The sequence below is a fragment of the Duganella dendranthematis genome (genome assembly GCF_012849375.1).
Classification (GTDB): domain Bacteria; phylum Pseudomonadota; class Gammaproteobacteria; order Burkholderiales; family Burkholderiaceae_D; genus Rugamonas; species Rugamonas dendranthematis.
Genome location: NZ_CP051684.1, coordinates 1,826,824 through 1,844,888, shown reverse-complemented (window position 1 = coordinate 1,844,888; position 18,065 = coordinate 1,826,824). Strand labels below are relative to the sequence as shown.

Sequence of the window (18,065 nt, the reverse complement as noted above, 5' to 3'; positions counted from 1 at the left end):
TAGAAGGTCTGATGGCTCATGACCTACTTGCAGACCCGTGACGCGAAAGTCTGCTACATTCCACCTTCAGCCAGAGGCCCACACCCCACAGGCGCCTCATGGCCGTTTACTTTCCGCCGGAAAGTAGAAGGGTTAATCGCTCTAGTCTACTAAATTCAGCAATTGGAAAGCGCCTTCAAGGTTGCGTGCAGAAAGTACTCCGTGTTATCTTAAATTAAATTCGTAAACGAAATATTTTAATATTTTTTTTGGAGCGACATAAATGGATTTGTTCGATGTTTCTGAGCGATTGCCGAATCGAGACGACGTCCCATTGTCTCTATACGCAAAGTTAGATGAAGAACCCTTGATAGACACTGAACGTAAAGTGGTGTTTTTTGAATTTTCAGCCATCTCGAAACCGGATTTTAAAAAAATTAAATATGATAAAAATTCTTGGATGAAAATGTGGGAAAATAAAATAAATAGTAAAGGTAATCATAACCTCCCATCACTATTCCAAGGGGTCAAGTTTGTTAACATTGAATTTTCTTTATCTACTGAAAATCATATTGCGAAGAGGTGGTTGAAAACACATCTGCAACAGGGGCGTCGCGGATGGTATGAAATAGAGTTAAAAGATAGAGTAGAAAACGATAATGACTTGAAGGCGCTTGTATACCCTAATCTATTTTCGCCAGCTCTGGCTTTTTCCGTAAGGACCGCGAAAAAAATCAAGGGAAAGGTCGCGACTACCTTGGGCGCCGTTTTCAGCATGACCTCATGGCCCGCAGCTAATATTGCCGACGTAGTTAATGTGTTAAGCAAGGCGGATGCGACAGTATTAGCAGTGCACGATATTGGTCAGGGTAACGCCTGTGGTTTTCGCGGTGCCAGCGATAAGCCTGTCAATCTTTGGATTGATATCGGATGTGGTGTAAATAGAAATGCGTCGACAGTGCCCTCCGGTCTAGTCCTCTGCTATTCGAAAAGTGCGCCTATTTTACTTACTCATTGGGATAAAGATCATTGGGCTGGCGCACGAAAAGGCGCACCTGCAGCTCAGCCAAATATATTCCTAAACCGTACCTGGATAGTGCCCCGTCAAGAAGTTGGCCCACAACACGTGAAATTTGCGGAAAGAATAATTTCAGAAAACGGGACTATATTTATAGTAGATAACTCAAATATAGGAACTTCAAATCTTTTGTCTATACCAATTCAAGGAAGCCGTACGATAGAAATCTCATTAGGTACCGGTGCGAATAGCGACGATAGAAATAACCATCAATGCATTGTCATAAGAGTCTTGGACGAAATGCCCGATAGAAAGTGGCTGTTGCCGGGAGATATCTCTTATTCGAACATGCCTTCAAAGTGGTATGAGGATCGTTACGTAGCAATTGTGGCATCGCATCATGGCGCGGATGTTGGCTCAAAAAATGTACCAGCGCCATACGGGACAAAAGACGACTACGCGGTTTTGGCGTTCACATTTGGTCCTGGAAATGTCCACGGTAGTACTTCGGTTAGTCATCCTACACATGAGATGACAAAAAGATATGCAAAAATTGGTTGGGGATTAGATGGATGGACAACGAGTGGCAATTCCGGAGATGTTCCGCCCACATCGAAAGGCGTAGCCACTGCTCAACATTTCCCTGCTAAAACGGGAAAACATCTTTTAGGCAAGCTTATAGGGTGGGTTGAGCCACCGGCAATCGATGGCTCATCGCCGCCATGTGGAATGAAATGCAATGCAGCGCTGAACGTTTAAGATTTTGGATAGTCATTAATCTGGGCCCTAGCGAAGTTCGTTAGTTGAGCAATGCTGCTTGCTTTATGTGGTCCCGCTGCGCTGCATCTGTTTGACGGTGATGTCATTTCAGTTTTGTCGCTCACTGCTCGCGTGAGCGACGTATCGCATTCCTGCCTGCAATTTGCCGACAATCGCCTCAAGCCGCATGGGCCCAAGAATTCTGTACGTTAAGACGGCTGATGGCTCATGTCGTAGCAGCACCCGTAGGAGTGACGGCACATCGCGCCGAACTATAGCGTTTATACTCACAGGCGGATGACGATATGGCATAACTCGGCGTCCTTGCTTGCTTCCAGGATGTATGTTTGGGGTCATAGGCTCATGATGTACTTGCCGAATGCCCTACAGCCAAGCCATCTCATTTCTGACTGCAGCCATTCAGCCGCACGGCCCGGTCCCGCCTGGGAACTTCATCGCGCCGGTCAGGTTGGAAGGTTCGAAGGCTTCTACCTTAGTTCAATCCTGGCTGCCCCTTTCGTTGTTTTGGCTGTACCTTCTGCTTCTTCTCTAAACAGGATAAACGATATAGACGATTTTACTTTTTTCCTTAACCCCATGGAGAACGAGAGAAGATATTAAAGTATTTTTGTTTTTAAGAAAAATCGTCATCCAACATCATTGCACGTGGCGATGGCGCGATAGCGTCAAATCACGGACTAGGGTGGTGGCAAACTGAAGAAGCATGAATGGTGACGTGTCGCGGTTGTAGGCTACAGCATCTGCCACCAGCCGCTGTAAGGTAGGCCCGCGTTCGCCAAATGACGTATGTAGGATGGCGCTACTACTTGACGGAAAAAGTATACATGGTTGCGCCGGTGAGGTTCTTCGTCGTACTATGCAGGAACTGACGCAGCACTAACGTCTATATGGTGAGTTTGATCAAATGTAGCTGGCGCAATGCCAGCTCAGTCCGATGCCTATCGCACAGATCTCTAACTCAATGATGACAAAAAAGTATTGGTCAAGATTCACTAAACCAGTTGCTTTACCTACGTACTTAGATTGTCTCTAGGAGCGCCTTTACGTCTATTGGCTGAACGCGTTCTCATGAGCCTCTATGGTAGGTCTTCATTGTTACTTACTTATGGAAAATGTCATGACAGCCAAAGCTCGTCTGAAAAACGCACGTCACCTGAAAAAGGCACGTCGCAACAAAACCAACCTACATAATGAATTCCATCGCTCGGTATATTCCGCGCTAGAAGAGGAAGTCAACGCCACGTTTGGACATCGGGTCCAAGGCAAAATCATCGTCGTTTTGGGTACGGATTGCTATCAATATGCTCCCAAGAAAATTGCCGTCTCTGCGGAAGCCGAAATGGTGTTCACCCCTGACGCAGCGTTGCTGCGTCGCTTCGGGATGCCGGATGAATTCGCGAAACATGTCCAACGTCAACATAACACGAAAGAATTCAGCTATGTGATGGATAGCTATGATCCGAAGAATGTCGGCCGGATTGTCAGTGATCTCGTTCAGGAATTCATGAAAGAGTTCGATGATTTGGAAGCCGCTGCTCCAGAAATTCCCCGGGATTAGCAGTTCTGCGAACCACCTAATCGATATAGATAAGTGCGCTGACGTCTAGGCAGCGCACTTCAAACTTGTCTCTAAAAAATACTGCCTATGCGGTAGGGACTAACTCAATCAAAAAAAACGAAAAATCATATGAATTCGCCTATAGCTACAACGCCCAACATGACAGAAATCAATCAACTGTCGCTTCCAGATGCTGCAAGGGCATATGCCGAAGCAGGGATTGCAATCTTCCCACTCGTCCCCGGGAAAAAAATCCCCGCAGTTGCTGGAGGCTTTAAGTCTGCTTCGAGCGATTTGGCGCAGGTCGCGGCGTGGTGGCCGCCGGGATCGTTGAATAATATCGGTATTCCTACAGGGAAGCTGAATGACCGCACCGTCATGGATATCGATGTGAAGAGTGGAGCTCAAGGATTTGAATCATGGCAGAAGTTTTGCAATGAAATCGGGGCGCTGGAGTCCTCGCTCAGCAGCGACACGCCTAGCGGTGGCATGCATGTGGTTTATAAATCCCCACAAGGTGTGAGTATCGGTAACAAGGTCGGTTTTATGCCCGGCCTCGATGTACGCGGCGAGGGCGGCTATTTTGTCGCATCGCCGTCTATTGTTAGCGGCAAACCCTATCAGTGGAAAAGCGGTGCTGCTCAGCCTATTGAAATGCCAGAAGCTATGGTCCGCAGACTGACCGAGAAGCGTGGCCCTCATCCTACGCATGATTCCGTCAACTTAGGGTCTGTATCTGCCGAGCCGGTCATTGCTGGCAGCCGTAACGAGAAGCTATTCCGCCTTGCGTTGAGCCAGATGAAGGCCGGCCACTCAAGAGCCGAAGTGGAGGCGTTCTCGGTTCGTGCCAATGAACTGTTCCAGCCGCCAATGGAACAAGATGAGGTGATGCAAGTCGTGGATAACGTGTTTCGACTGTACGAAAAAACCGCGCATATGCACTGCACGGATAGCGGCAACGCTGCAAAGCTCGCGGAACTCTACGGCGACATAGTACGCTACGTGATTGAGACCGATAGCTGGCTGCGGTGGAACGGTGTCTACTGGGAGCCAACTAGTTATATCGTCATCCAAGGGTTGGCTAAGGACGTAGCAAAAGCCTTGCACAAAGAGGCAGATGGAATGGATCAAGGGCCAGTGAAAACCCGCTTGAAAAAACATGCGCTCGCCTCCGAAGGTGCTACGCGCATAAAGGACATGATCACTTTGTTCAAGTCTGAGCCGGGGATCGGGCTGCCGATCTCTAAATTGGACAGCGACGGCTTTCTGCTGGGTGTACAAAACGGCTATGTCAATCTCAAGACGGGCAAGTTCCATGCGCCGGACCAATCCAAGTTGATTACGCAGGTAGCGGGCGCATCGCATCAACTCGAATCGACTTGTCCGCAGTGGATTACGTTCTTAGAGCAAGTGATGGGCGGCGACATGGAGCTCGTTACATATCTCCAGCGTCTGATTGGCTACTCACTTACTGCATCTCTCAGTGAGCAGTGCATGGGCTTCGGTTATGGCTACGGCGCCAATGGCAAAAGCACATTCCTGAATGTAACTCAATCGTTGATGGGTGACTACGGCGCGCAGGCATCGGGAGACTTGTTGCTCGACCGTCAGCGTAACAGCAGTGGACCATCTGGCGACATCGCAAGCCTGCGGGGGAAACGGTTCGTGGCCATGAGTGAGGTAGATGAAGGGCGTCATTTCAGCGAAGCGCTTGTCAAGTCAATGACTGGCGGCGACCCGATCGTGGCACGTCATATGTATCAGAGCCAATTTACTTTTGTCCCTACTCATAAGATGTTCGTAGCCGGTAATCATAAGCCGGTTATTAAGGGGACGGATGAAGGTATCTGGCGTCGTATGCGCCTGATTCCTTTTCCTGTGTCGTTCAAGAAGGAGGATCGTGATCCGAATTTGGAGAGCAAGCTGAAAGCGGAGTTACCTGGAATTTTGAACTGGGCCATTCGTGGATGCCTCGACTGGCAACACCATGGCTTGCCAATTCCTAAAGCAGTGGCTGCTGCTACGGCGGAGTACCGCAGCGAAATGGACGTCGTGGGGTCATGGATTCGCGAGTGTTGCGTCGAAGGGCCATACCTCGAAATGGTCTTCGATGAGGCGTATGAATCCTTCTCTACGTGGGCGAAAGACTACTTCGGGTTCAGCTACACCAAAAGGAAGCTTGGGATGCTGCTAATTGAACGCGGATACGAGAAGGCCAAAACTGCCAAGCGGAAATACATTGGGCTCGGCTTACGCACTCCCCTGACTGAGGCGCTGCAAAAGAACGGCGAGAAATTGTCCGCATTAAAAATGTATCGCGACTAAGACAGGTGCCTGCTGGGCCTTCCGTAGGCGTAAGGTCCAGCAGCTGCGTGGAGTCCCACCGTTTTCTTTCATCGGAAATTGATGGATGGTCTTCAAATGTATACTACAGGGGTAACAACATGGGTCTGCACAAGAGAGATAATAGTAGTAACTGGTATTACGCTTTTCAGGCGAAAAATAAAAAGTATGTGGGCAGCACCGGCACTGCAAACAAGACAAAGGCGTTGCAGGTAGAGCGTGAGATGCGTAACAAAATCCATAGTGAAACTTATCTGGGCGAGGCTGAAGAAATTTCACTGCGCGATGCCTTGGTCAAGTACCTGGAGCCACGCAAGAAGTATTCGTACTATCGCGGCATGGAATCAATCTCACGCAAGATGTTCGGTAGCAAACGTGATCCGAAGACCAAGCGCGAAAATCCATGCTACGGCTTGCCGTTGAATTTGTTCCTTCATGAGATCCAGACCAAGCATATCGAGCGACTAGTAGCGAAGCGGAAGGCCGAGGGCGACAAGCCCGCCACTATCAAACATGAAATCGGCCTGATCAGTTCAACGCTGCGTGAGATGCAGCGACTTGGCTACAAGACGAATCGTGACGTTGTCTTTCCACAGTTGAAATCCGCGTATCGGCTGCGCTATCTCGATTCCAACGACGAAGCGGCATTGCTACGCGAACTCGATCCGAAATCACCGAGAAGCGGCGTTAAAGCGCCTGAGGATCGCACCCCTGAGATGCAACGCAATATCCAAGACAACTACGATCTGGTCATCATGCTTCTCGATACCGGCTGTCGCTATTCTGAGGCCGCGAACTTGCCATGGACGGCTGTGAATCTTGAGGCCGGAACGCTGAACATCTACCGCAGCAAAGTCAACAATGAAGACGTGTTGTTCATGACAGATCGGTTGCGTGAAGTGATGGTACGCCGTCGGGCAGAGCGCCGGCCTGATGCACGCTACGTCTTTGAAAACAAGTCAGGCATGGCACGCGGCTATGCCGCGCAGGGAATTAAGAAGGCGATGGATCGTGCCGGCGTGAATGATCCCGATGTGGTGAGAGAGAAGGGGGGCAAGGTCACGATGCACACGTTACGGCACAGCTATGCGTCAAAGCTTGTTAAGAACGGCGTTAGTCTTTTTGAAGTGTCTGTGCTGCTCGGTCACAGCGATCCGAAGATGACGCAGCGGTACGCCCACCTTGCACCGAATGACGCGAGCAGGAAGGCCGTTGACATCATCAATACGATGCATTCGTAATGCTACGTCGTTGGCGTGAGCTTTACTTTCATACGGAATTTTCAAGTAAGCCTTATATCTACAGGCGAAACGCGAGAATTTCGTAAAAATTTAGCATGCTAAAAGTTGATAGAATCGGAGTGGGTTAAAACGGAAAACGCCCCTCCGAAGTCATGCAGATTGCTTGATAATTACAGACAGTGACGCCATCGAAATTACTCGCCGCATCGTACTAACGTGGCGAATTTTTCGGCGTCATATTCTTCGGAGTACGGCATTCCGAAGTAGCCCTGATAGATACAGGCGAAACATGCAAATTTTCGCTCCCATTTAGTGGACACAAAAGGGGTTGATACTGCACTGGGTTAAAACGGAAAACGCCCCTTGGAAGTAACGAAAATCTTCGCTTGATTCACCTTCAACTGCAACAGGAAGCGCATGCCACAGCTCTTACAAAACATCGACCAGATCGGCCGCGCCAAGCAGCGTGACGTACTCTTCTTGGAATTTACCAACACCGCCGCTCCCTATGCGTCGAATCCTGCGCGTGAAAAAATCCTGACGTGGTTCGACGCGAACGGCATCGTGTATGTCGAATGCGGCGGCTACACGAGCGAAATGCGGACGGAACCGTATCGCGGGCAAGTCTACATTGACGTGCCGTATGAGGTCAGCGATCCGGCGTACATGCAGCTTGAAGCATTCCTAGAACATGCTGATGGTTCGATGCGGTGGGACGGCGCGCGCTTCATCTGCTATCCGCTCGATTACTGTATGCGAAACGCCCAACAGGATGCGCCTGGCTTTTGGGATCGGTGGGCTGCTGATTTTTGAGATTGTTAGTTGAGCTAGTTACCGTCTCTCGCGCTCTTTACGGAGCAGATCGTCATATGTATCACCCGATTCACGCAATTTACGCAGTCCCTCGTCATATGACTCGTGCGTGATGAAATCGCCCGAGCTGTTTTCTTTGCCTAGGCAGAACGCTGCCAGCAAGCTTACACCGATTAGAATCGCACACATCGCTGCTTCATTGTAGAACCAGACATCAGTCGCCGTAGTATCTGAAAATAGTTTGGTGTACGGCCAGGAGAAGAAGAACCAGTGTCCCTCCATTGGATCAGGACCACCGATCATATTAGTCCACATGCATTGCATGAAGGTGATGAATATCCACGTCACCACAGCCCACATGAATGCTTTAAGACCGAAGTACCATTTCGCCTCAATGGAATACGCGTGGTCCTGATAGCGATCAATGTAGTAGAGCACAAGTCCTGGGAACAGCAGGTAGCCGGAAAGAATAACAGCTACCTTCAGTATTCCAGCGGCTAATGGCAAATGCCGAATAATCGGAATATTTTTAAGATCCATTTGTCTTCCATCCCCCATGCTGGCTGAATCACTTCAATAATTCAGATTGGCAGTTAGGGCATTCGTAAATTTTCTTTGTGTTCTTGATGAGGAAATGAAAGACTACTGCTGCTGCGAATCCAAGCCACCAAGGAAACGAAATACCAAATTGCTCTCTTGCAATGTAGAGGACGATACCGAAGACAGCCAATAGCGAGAAGAACTTGATTGCCCAACTTGACCCGCTAACCATATCTTTCTCGCCCTTTACGCCCATCAGACCCGAATATCCGCATTGCAGACAAGTTATATTTTCATGAACTGTGTATCGGGCCAAGCTCTCCCTGATATGCTCAGGTAAAACATTTCCGTTGTTGTTTTGGTCGTTCATTTTCATCCCAATTGACTGTGGTTTAGTAAAAAACAAACTGCTATTGATGTTTCTTATCCTCAAAAACTGGTTGCCGATTTTTCGTAACAACGACCTTTGAACAATCGACCACCTGAATACGTCGGCCGGTCTGTAGTGCCGCTGCCGTCCAATTTTCATAAAGCTGTCCGTCGCATCGATACCTGAACTTGGTGCCATCAAATCGCAGATCTGGCATCGGGCCGCAGCTCTCGCACGGCACCTGAACGTACTGCGGTGTGACTTCCAGCACCTCAACGAATTGAAAACGTGCCTGCTCGGACTCGTCACGAGGCTTTTCTGTAGGACTGCTGATGGCTGCAATCGGAAGTGTGAGCAGAGCAAAAGCGATGATGCGCATACTGGATAACCCCTTGCTCAAAGCAACTTGCCTAATCTGCGCGTACATCCCATTGCGCCGCTGTAGTTGGAAACCGCCATGCGGATAGTTCCCAATGGGAATAGTTTATAGTAACTTTGCGTTACCGTGCAAACGATATAGTTCTGTAGAGTTACTTTCATAGTCGGTAGCTTCCGGCAACATGGAAAACACCAATGAAAAGCTCAGGCAACAGTTCAGCGCGAGGCTGACGAAAGAGTTCACCCGCATAGGCTTGCCGGTTGCAAGTCCTACGCAGATCGCGCAGGAGTTCAACGCCCGCTATCCAGCAAACAAGATCGCTGCGCAAACGGTTCGCAAGTGGCTTCTTGCCGATGCGATACCAACGCAAGCGAAGTTGATGAACCTGGCGGAATGGCTAGAGGTGTCGGCAGAGTGGTTGCGTTTTGGCACAGGCAAGCGTAAGGCCGCGAAGACTGGCGAGAAACAGGTGGATGGCGAAGTTGGCGTTGTGGTCGTCGGCAAGCATAAGGCGGCCGTCGTGCCGGTGGTTGAGCTGCTGGCGAAACTGTCGCCGAAGAATATCCACTTGGTGGAGGGCATCGTTCGCTGCGTTCTCGCCAGTCAGGAAAACGGTTCGTAGTCGATACGTGTCAAAAAATTGAGCGGAGGCGTGCAAAGGTCTGTTTGATTTCCTGCAAATCCCGCAGCAGCATTGATGCGACGAATCCATTCAGCGTCTGCCATTGTGCGTTTTCCTTGTTCACTGAATAGCGGAACACCATGCTCGGGGAATTGATCTCTGCCTTCACGCTCTTCGGTGTGTCAGGCGGCATATCTTCGGTATAAAAGCGGAAGTCGCCCTCGTATTCGGGGCCGGGATACAGGCGCATGTACTCAGTTACGAGGTCACGAATGCTGTGACTGAGGTCCTTGACTTTCGTTGAGGGAGCGCGGAGCAAAATTGCAGCCTTTAGGAACATCTCGGTTGCATGCGCAAAAAGAAACATCGCAACACTTGCATCGGACCATTCGCTATCGGCCACCTCGTTGACATGCTCGGTTTGGCGGATTGCCGCGTCTAGATAAGCATCAGCCATAGCAAAGAACTGTTCATGCAATGGGAGCGAGCGAATCTCGTTATCTGTAATCATCCGATAGGTCATCTTTATCCCTTAAGGAGGTGGCAGCGTATTGGATGATACTGCATATGCCACTCGAGCTTAATGTACATGATGGCATGGCTTCCACCGGTACAAATAGCGGCAGGCTGCGTTGAGGTTCTCCGCATTCGCATTGACGGTATCAGCACCATCAATGACCGAAAGCCTAGAATGACGAACAAAAAGCCCGCAACTCGCAAGCATACGCCAGCACGCCATTCCACAAAGCTAGACGCGGCTACGCTCCGCAATATGGCCCATCTGCCGGCATCCCCTGCCGCAGACAATGGCGCTGATAGCGCAGCACTTCAGCCCATCGCCGAAATGCTCGCGAAGCTGTCGCCATCAAACTTGCATCTCATGGAAGACATCATTCGGTGTATCCTTATTGAACAGGAAAATAAAATACCGTGATTTGCATGAGCGCTTCGATGCAGCGATCTCAGACCACGCCTTTAAAACGAGTAGAAACGTTTCTAAGCCGTGGAGCTTGCGAGAGATGCATCGATGCGCCGAATCGAAATGAAATCGATTCTAGGCGTCTTAGAATCGATTTTAAGCGCTGTCCCCGTACCATGATGCATCACAGAGCGCTGAGTTATCCTTCGTATTCGTACCGTATGCCGTGATTAGCGGGGAGGATTTTTAGGATTTTCTTTACTGCCTCTTCGGTACGTGTTCCCCACTGGTTGCTCATAGAGTACGTGTGGTCATCGACATGGAACACTTCATCGTCTTCGCAAAAATAGCGTGTTGGCGATCTATCCGAATCAGTGGACATGAGTGCGGCTCCGGATAATCGGCCAGGCGCAGAGATGAACATATTTGCTTGCCGCCAGGGTATGACGCCAAGGATTTCTGCCGGTTTAACTCCTAGCTTGATTGCCTCAGAAACAACTTGATATATGAATCGCCTCTTCGGCAAATTGGTAAGCATTTCGCCTTGAAGCGTTGTCAGACGATATCGCGTGAAGTCGCGGCCATTGGCTGCGACGGCTTGCTGCGCAAGCGATTTTTCGCGAATTGCAACCTGAAAAGCAGCTGCCTCAGGCAACGGAACTACCTGTTCAATGTCTAGCAAGACTCGCCCTTGAAAAGAATGAGGGCGCATCTTGACGCATGTCACATCAAGTCCTTGCGCATTCAACCACAAAACAGTTGACGTGATTTCTTTAGAGAAGTCGGCAGATGCCAGGATTATGCGAACCTTGTTGCTGAACGCTACTGGGCCGTCAGCGATATCGAGGAATTCGCGGATGATAGTTTCCGCTGAATCTGGAAGTAGCCCACGTGACTCTCTAAATTTTTTATGGACATCGACAGCTTGTTCAAACTTGAGAGTTGAAACCATTGCCGCATAGCGCAACGCCTGGAGTTCCATGTGGCCACCGTCCTCTGACCGCTTAAGCTCAATGACGACAAGGCAACCATCACGGTCTAGACCGAGTAAGTCAATACGCCTGCGAGAGTCTGTCCACTCCCCAAACTCTTCAGCGAGAATGAGGGTATCTGGCGATATAACATCAATATGTTCCCGAAGAACTCTCTGAACATCTTCCCGCTCACGAAGTCCAAGTGAAGCATAGGTTACAGTAGGGATTTCGGCTATTGAATCCGAAGAAAGTTCGTATAGTGGCATTGTCAGTATCAAAGAGTTGGTATAAGCGCCGGACCTTGTCACTTACTTGATCAGATACTGCCCTTTGTCTTTACCTTCCAGCCACTTTGGCGAACGCCCGCGACCAGTCCAGGTCTCGCCGGTCGCATCATCACGATACTTCGCAGCGACTGGAATACGTACTTTCACGGCCTTCGTCTTGGCACCGCCAAGGTCTTCAACGGTCAGGCCGTAATCCTTCATGATCGCAGCGATCTGAGCTTTCGCATCGGCGATTTCGTTCTTGCGTGCTGCTTCTGCGAGCTGTTGCAACTCTGCGATCTTTGCGGCGTATTCCTGATAGGTAGACATGGATTTCCTTTGCAGTTGTGGTGACAGATCGAACTTTACTCGATTTTTAGAGACGAAGTTAAGCTATACCCCGCATGTTGATGAATCCATCATCATCATCACGCCAGCGTTTTCTAACTAAAGAGTCAAACGTCACACCACTGGTCAGCTGCAAATAGTCAGCGTGGTCAGTGACGATAATCTGGGGCATGATGCCTGTGTCGCGCTGAGTTTCATTGCAGAAAATAACTAGCTGATCAAACATGTTCGTCACTGCACGCATATCTTCATCTACGGGGCGGCCATTTCGGCTTGTGTCTTTAGCGGCAAGGGCCTCTGGAATAAACTGCTTCTCTCCGTCAAGGATAGTTGGAAAATAGACTTGGCTTGGCTGGTCGAAAAATAGAATAGATGGTATCGATGACTGTCCACGTAGTTCGCATGAATACCGTTGAAGGCTAAGAAACAGAACCAAGTGACAAGCAAGCCAATTCGCACCGCTCCCCATTGCACGTAAATATACTTTTCTGTCTTCAGCTTGATGCCAAAGATCAAAGGTTTCAAGGGAGAATTTGAGATTAATTGGCCTATAGGATTTTTCAAAATCAAAGTGTTCGCTATAGTGCTTCATCCAATAAGCGATTCTGCTCTCAGCTTTACGAATCTTACTTTCAATATCGTAGTTTTCCTTGAGTTCAGCAATAACCTCTTTTAGATCCGCCTCCAATTTCTTCAAATCTAAGTCGCTTGTAGGTTTTTTCAAATCTACAATCTCTTGAAGCACAGTTTCCACGTGCATTTTTGCGCCGACAGAAAGTTCATATTGGCTTCGAACTTTTTTAAGGTCATCAATCTGCTTCGATATGCGATCTATTCTTGAGTTGCATTCTCTTAATAATTTCTTAGCGTCTTCGACTTCCTTAATCTTTAGAGCGCGCAATTCGTCCAAAGCTGAATTACGATAACTAGACCGCTCCAACTCAGAGTTCAACCAATGAATGGCATCGGTCAGATCATTTGCACTGGTCTCTACTAAGTCAGTTTCTGAATCGCAGAATGGACAAGAAGCGTGCGAAAGGTTTGCACTACTAGGTACAATAATGCCTGCGCGGTAATCTGCATATTTCTGGGCGTATGATAGAGAAGATTCAATTTCTGCAAACTCAAGTTGGCGATCTCGGAGTTCGCCCGTTAGGAAAGCTTTTTTATCTTGTTCAGCTTGCATTAACTTAACATGGGCATCCGAGTCGGATGCAAATCGAACCTTAGTGTTCCGCAGCTTGTTTAATTGAATCTGGGGCGCTGTCATTGCTTGTTCAATATCAATTTCGAGCGGCCGTCCACTGGCGGAAACGTAATCAAAAACCGCTTCCTCTAGCCTCAGCCTCTTAGCCCTAACTTCCTGTTCAGCCTTAGGAATAGATCGTGTAACTCTACGGATCAAGGCTTCCAATTCATTTTCGCGTTGCTTGAGAATAAAATATCGCTGATTTACAAAGCCAAAGAAGATCTTTGCGTGATTAATAGCCTGTTCACGTTTTTCTTTTTGATCAAAGCGATAGAAAACAGCATGTTTATTTGCTATTAGATTCTGATGCTGAAGCATGTACGAAGCGAAACTTCGAATGCTTGGTGTAGATGCGCGCCTGTTGCGGCGCTCACGCTCGTCCAAGTCCTCATCCACATCTGTAACAGCTATATTGAAGTAACGTTGTAATATTTTTAAAAAGTCTCGTAACGGATAGAACTCGGCCGAACCGAAGTAGGACATCGTTGCCCAGCTCAAAGACTTAACCATTTCCAGATCGAACTCTTCACTCACGAATGCGTGCTTAGAATCTGGACGGCGCGCAAGAATCAATGCAGTATTTTCGACCTGCAAAACGGTGAAATAGAGTTTTGCATTCTCGGTAATCACCCCAACTGGAACTGAAAATTCGGAACTACCCAAACAGTAGTCGAAAATTTCAATTAAGGCACTTTTGCCAGTTGAGGAACGGCCGGTAACGATGTTCACTCCATCTTTAAACTCAACGTAGTGCACGCCTTTTTCTTCCTCAGCGAGCACGCCAATGAACAAGATTTTTGCTCTCATAATGCGTAAATTCCTAATTTCTTATAAATCATAGGCACTTCTGGAACCCGGCAAAAAGTCGCTAGCCTCTGCGCAGCCTTTACCATTTTTTGCGGACTTGGTGCTTCTTCGCTTGCTCCTTCAGCAATTTCCACCCTGCGGTCGATGACCCAAATTTTGTTTGCCCCTAATAGGTATTGTAGGGTTGTATTGGTGAGATCTTTGTATTCGTAGACTCTTTGCTGCATCCCGTTGAGAAGCCCTAGACGCTCAGACATCGTATGGAAATTACTTGTTGACCGAGCCGCAGACAGAAAGTCCCGGCACGGTTTATGGAGGGTAAGGGGGAGCACCAGATATGATAATAGCAGTGAATTTTCTTTGAATCCCAATGCCGCGTAAAACTCAAAAAAAGCTTTCGAAAAAATGAAAGGATTGTTATGTAGCGTTGTAAGGTGCTGAATCGGATCTATTCTTCTAGGCTTTTGATTTATCAATTTTTCACTCATGGTTTCAACTTCCACTCATAATTACCAGATGGATCATTCATCGACATATGTAATATTCCGTTCCTAAACCAATGTGGCGAGTCATCGAATCCAGTGAAGACCGGCGGAACATCTGTACAAATGGTGTTGTAGAATATCTTCGCGGCCGTAATCGAGTGGTCTCCTTTTAGGCAGGCATTTTCATATAGCATTTCAAAATTTCTGGTTACTAAATCTCTGTATTTCACCAAGTTCGAATTGAAAAGCACGTGTTTCTCCAAAACATTTCCTGTTGTTAGTAAAGACGAATAGAATTCTTTTATCGCTTGTGGGAGATGTTTGCTATGGTCAATATCATGGATTTTCTTAATGAAGAGGTCGTTTTTCGTAGTGTGGTGCTCGGATTTAAACGAGTCGTAGTGGGTAGTCGGAAACGCGTGAGATTCAACTGAGAGTCGGCTAAACAGATCCTGCAGCTCCTTATCAAAATCGTCGTACGAAATATCCCAACGAGTTCCCTTATCCCGCCCCATCCTGGCGATGAATCCAATCAAAGCATTAACAAAAATTGACTTATTTTTCGAAAGTATCCCTTTAGATTTGACCTTTTCAAGCTCCCTGTACAGCTCGGATTTCGTCGGAGAACTGGCGTCAATTGCAATTTTTGCCACTACAGACTCAAGCCTCTGCCGCTTTGGTGCTAGAAGTAATTCGCGTTGTTGCAGTAGCGTTGCGCTGGGCTCTGCTTTCGGATTTTTGGCAAGCCTATCCTTCAATCCCTCCTCGAACTCAGCGTTCACGGCCTCTAGAAACTTTAGCCGTTCTTGGACGGTGAACTGATTCCATTTGGAGATCTTGCTTTTTGGTCCAAACTCTTGGGTGGTGTACAGGATTAGAGATTGATACTTTGTCTGGTCGAAGCCAGCATCCATCCAGTTTGTGAGGGTGTTCCAGAAATTTTTATGACCGTCCGTCAACGAGTCGGTGTAGCACTTCACCTCAATCTGAACAACGTCGTCGATTGTTACGTCCCCTAGCTCTTCGATCACCAGAACTTGGCCTTCGTCTAGGTCAAAGCACTTTGATACAGCTACGCCGAGCTGATAGACAATAGCGTCAGTGGACGCAGTGGCATCCCCGCGAGTAGTAACGATGTTCATGTTGTAAGAAAAAGATAGTAAGAAGCCAGCAATAATTGTATTCTGGAAATGAACTTGTTGGTTACTGTGTAAATGTACAGATTATTGCAAGATGCAATCTTATGTTGTTGCCTCAGCAGGCTGAGCTTTCAAAGACGCCCATGGGCATGAGCAATCGGAGAGATCCTGTAATTATGGGGAATTGAATCATCATTTGGCGGACTTATTTTGGAGACTGGGAAATGCCAGAGACAACATCAATAGAGATTAAAAAGAACGTTGAAGATGGTGTAATCACTGCAATTAGCGTTGATACCACTACTTTTGATGATGGTGGAAAACGCGTTGATGGAGGTGTATTTTCTCAGCTTCGCCAATTCGGGCGTCATCCTGTGAATTTCGTAATTTCAGAAGTTGTCTTGAATGAAATTCATCGGCATCTTGCCGCGTCAATTTCTGTGAAAAAGGAACGCTTCTCTAGGGATATGTCTGAGGCGTGTGAATTCGTTGAATATAATATGGCCGAGCTGGCAGAATTGAGAGGACGCCTTGATTCGTTACCAAGTGCTGAAGAGTTGTGTACAAAAAAACTTAAATTGTTTTTGGATGAGTCTGCGGCAAGCGTTTTGAGTGCGGATGATTTTGTTGCGGTAAGCGATATATTGCGTTTATATTTTACCAGTCAGCCGCCTTTTCAAGCAGACAACCCCAAAAAATCAGAATTTCCTGACGCCATTGCCCTATTGAGTCTTGAGCAGTGGGCGACAAATAACGATACTGAAATAGTAGTGGTATCCAGAGACTCAGACTGGGCCGGTTTCTGCGCAGAATCAAAAAAGTTGCATTTGGTTAGGGATTTGGCAACTGCCCTTTCGCTATTCCAATCTACTGAAGAAATTGTTGAAGGTATGGTCGAAAGGCTGCGGGCAGCACTGAGCGATGAATCGTCAGAAATATTTGCGGCCGTAAGACGAACGATAGAAAATTTCGATTGGCATGGACATACTTCAGTTGAGGCTAATTCACAGTTTGAATATGAGGAAGAAGAGATTCATGCTGATATTTCAAGATGTTGCTTTGTAGATGACTCGGAGAATATAAAAATTACCGAAATTTGTGATGATTCAGTTTCTGTTGTTTTTACACTTCGGGTAGATGGTGTGGTCACCGTGTATTATTCATTTAGAAAATGGGATGGCATTGATCGAGAATATTTGCCGATGGGTAGCGGAAGCCCATCGATTGATTTTTCTCTTAATGTCTCAATCGTATTAAATATGCCAATAAAAACAGGTGATTTGAGCGATTTGGAATGGGATGTAGAGCCAGATGCACTTCATGTAGATTTTGATGACATTGAGCCGGACTGGATGAGTGGCCGCGAGTAGTCAGCCGTTGTTGTTGAGAGGCCAAGATGGATTTCCTTTTCAAACAATGCAGATGTATTGATAGAAATTTCCAAAGTGCATTTATTGGTGCTTCGTGGCAAGCTGATTGCAGTGATGTCCATGAGATGTCGTTTTCCTATGATTTTTTTGGGGATACGTGATGCAGGTCACATTGCATGCTGTTGAAGTGGTATAAAGTACAATGAAAAGGAGAGTGTCGATGATTTCGACCAAATAAGAATGTTGAGGAACCACGACCGCGAAAAATTGTTGAATGTGATCATATTTTTCGCAACGAACACCCGTAATCTTGGCAAAGTTAAGCTTTGGAAGCTACTCTATTTTCTGGATTTTCAGCATTATCGTGACGTCGGGCGGCCGGTGACTGGATTGCAGTACTTTGCATGGCCCAAAGGTCCTGTTCCGGTAGAGCTTCAAAATGAAGTAAGCAAGCCAGCCGATGACATGAAAGAAAAGCTGGATCTCCAATTGCACGAGTTTGAAAAAGGCGTGGCAATGACCGTCACGCCTAAGGTAGACTTTGATGCGAGCCTCTTCAGTAAACGCGAATTAAGACTGCTGGAAAATCTGGCCAAGGAATTTTGTGACTCCTCCGCTGATAATATGATTGAGGCTACGCATTTCGAGAATCAGCCTTGGGATAAAATCTTTAACGTTCAAGGCCAAAAACAGGCAATGATTCCTTATGAGCTAGCCAGCCGAGCGGCTGAAGCGGAGCAGATTCAGCAATTGCAGCTTGAGCATGATGAAATGAGGAATAACTTTTCTAACGTATGAGCCCAGGCACCGTAATCCACTTCCCGAACTTTGTGTTTCATGACGGTGCGGTTCGAGACAAATACCT

Annotated in this window: 17 protein-coding genes; 8 read left to right on the top strand and 9 right to left on the bottom strand. The window is 47.5% G+C overall.

Annotated elements, in window-relative coordinates; all coding sequences use genetic code 11:
• Nucleotides 1–262: 262 nt before the first annotated feature.
• The 5 genes from HH213_RS08560 to HH213_RS30105 all read left to right on the top strand — a co-directional run bounded on the left by HH213_RS08560 (nt 263) and on the right by HH213_RS30105 (nt 7,732).
• On the top strand, nt 263–1,756 hold the full coding sequence (locus HH213_RS08560) for a ComEC/Rec2 family competence protein (RefSeq protein ID WP_169111981.1): 1,494 nt from the start codon (nt 263–265) through the stop codon (nt 1,754–1,756).
• Nucleotides 1,757–2,894: 1,138 nt separating this feature from the next.
• On the top strand, nt 2,895–3,335 hold the full coding sequence (locus HH213_RS08555) for a hypothetical protein (protein WP_169111980.1): 441 nt from the start codon (nt 2,895–2,897) through the stop codon (nt 3,333–3,335).
• Between the two features lie 129 nt (nt 3,336–3,464).
• Complete coding sequence (locus HH213_RS08550; RefSeq protein WP_169111979.1) at nt 3,465–5,660, top strand: phage/plasmid primase, P4 family; 2,196 nt, start codon at nt 3,465–3,467, stop codon at nt 5,658–5,660.
• A gap of 119 nt (nt 5,661–5,779) precedes the next feature.
• A complete protein-coding gene (locus tag HH213_RS08545) occupies nt 5,780–6,919 on the top strand; it encodes a tyrosine-type recombinase/integrase (RefSeq protein ID WP_169111978.1) in 1,140 nt (379 codons plus the stop codon).
• A 417-nt stretch (nt 6,920–7,336) separates the two neighbouring features.
• A complete protein-coding gene (locus HH213_RS30105; RefSeq protein WP_229263357.1) occupies nt 7,337–7,732 on the top strand; it encodes a hypothetical protein in 396 nt (131 codons plus the stop codon).
• Nucleotides 7,733–7,750: 18 nt separating this feature from the next.
• On the opposite strand, the gene HH213_RS08535 is transcribed toward HH213_RS30105, so the two are convergent.
• Genes HH213_RS08535 through HH213_RS08525 form a run of 3 tightly spaced genes read right to left on the bottom strand, consistent with a single transcriptional unit; the run spans nt 7,751 to nt 9,021 of the window.
• Complete coding sequence (locus HH213_RS08535) at nt 7,751–8,272, bottom strand: hypothetical protein (protein ID WP_169111977.1); 522 nt, start codon at nt 8,270–8,272, stop codon at nt 7,751–7,753.
• A 28-nt stretch (nt 8,273–8,300) separates the two neighbouring features.
• Complete coding sequence (locus tag HH213_RS08530; protein ID WP_169111976.1) at nt 8,301–8,642, bottom strand: hypothetical protein; 342 nt, start codon at nt 8,640–8,642, stop codon at nt 8,301–8,303.
• Nucleotides 8,643–8,682: 40 nt separating this feature from the next.
• On the bottom strand, nt 8,683–9,021 hold the full coding sequence (locus tag HH213_RS08525; protein ID WP_169111975.1) for a hypothetical protein: 339 nt from the start codon (nt 9,019–9,021) through the stop codon (nt 8,683–8,685).
• A gap of 181 nt (nt 9,022–9,202) precedes the next feature.
• Between HH213_RS08525 and HH213_RS08520 the strand changes: the two genes are divergently transcribed.
• The gene (locus HH213_RS08520; RefSeq protein WP_169111974.1) at nt 9,203–9,643 is read left to right on the top strand and encodes a hypothetical protein; all 441 of its coding nucleotides are present in this window, start codon (nt 9,203–9,205) and stop codon (nt 9,641–9,643) included.
• A gap of 10 nt (nt 9,644–9,653) precedes the next feature.
• Here the strand turns inward: HH213_RS08520 and HH213_RS08515 are convergent, their stop codons facing one another.
• From HH213_RS08515 to HH213_RS08490, 6 genes are all read right to left on the bottom strand, one after another.
• Nucleotides 9,654–10,166, bottom strand: a complete 513-nt coding sequence (locus tag HH213_RS08515) for a hypothetical protein (protein ID WP_169111973.1) — start codon at nt 10,164–10,166, stop codon at nt 9,654–9,656.
• Nucleotides 10,167–10,761: 595 nt separating this feature from the next.
• Complete coding sequence (locus HH213_RS08510) at nt 10,762–11,802, bottom strand: PDDEXK family nuclease (protein WP_169111972.1); 1,041 nt, start codon at nt 11,800–11,802, stop codon at nt 10,762–10,764.
• A 42-nt stretch (nt 11,803–11,844) separates the two neighbouring features.
• On the bottom strand, nt 11,845–12,132 hold the full coding sequence (locus HH213_RS08505) for an H-NS histone family protein (protein ID WP_169111971.1): 288 nt from the start codon (nt 12,130–12,132) through the stop codon (nt 11,845–11,847).
• A gap of 58 nt (nt 12,133–12,190) precedes the next feature.
• A complete protein-coding gene (locus HH213_RS08500; RefSeq protein ID WP_169111970.1) occupies nt 12,191–14,206 on the bottom strand; it encodes a DUF3732 domain-containing protein in 2,016 nt (671 codons plus the stop codon).
• Complete coding sequence (locus HH213_RS08495; protein WP_169111969.1) at nt 14,203–14,694, bottom strand: three component ABC system middle component; 492 nt, start codon at nt 14,692–14,694, stop codon at nt 14,203–14,205. The genes HH213_RS08500 and HH213_RS08495 overlap by 4 nt, the downstream gene beginning before the upstream one ends.
• Nucleotides 14,691–15,833, bottom strand: coding sequence for a hypothetical protein (locus HH213_RS08490; protein WP_169111968.1), 1,143 nt, complete (start codon nt 15,831–15,833; stop codon nt 14,691–14,693). Before HH213_RS08490 ends, HH213_RS08495 begins: the two co-directional genes overlap by 4 nt.
• Before the next feature lie 221 nt (nt 15,834–16,054).
• On the opposite strand from HH213_RS08490, the gene HH213_RS08485 reads away from it, so the two are divergent.
• Nucleotides 16,055–17,200, top strand: a complete 1,146-nt coding sequence (locus tag HH213_RS08485) for a PIN domain-containing protein (protein WP_169111967.1) — start codon at nt 16,055–16,057, stop codon at nt 17,198–17,200.
• A gap of 276 nt (nt 17,201–17,476) precedes the next feature.
• A complete protein-coding gene (locus tag HH213_RS08480; RefSeq protein ID WP_229263452.1) occupies nt 17,477–17,998 on the top strand; it encodes a Panacea domain-containing protein in 522 nt (173 codons plus the stop codon).
• Nucleotides 17,999–18,065 lie beyond the last annotated feature (67 nt).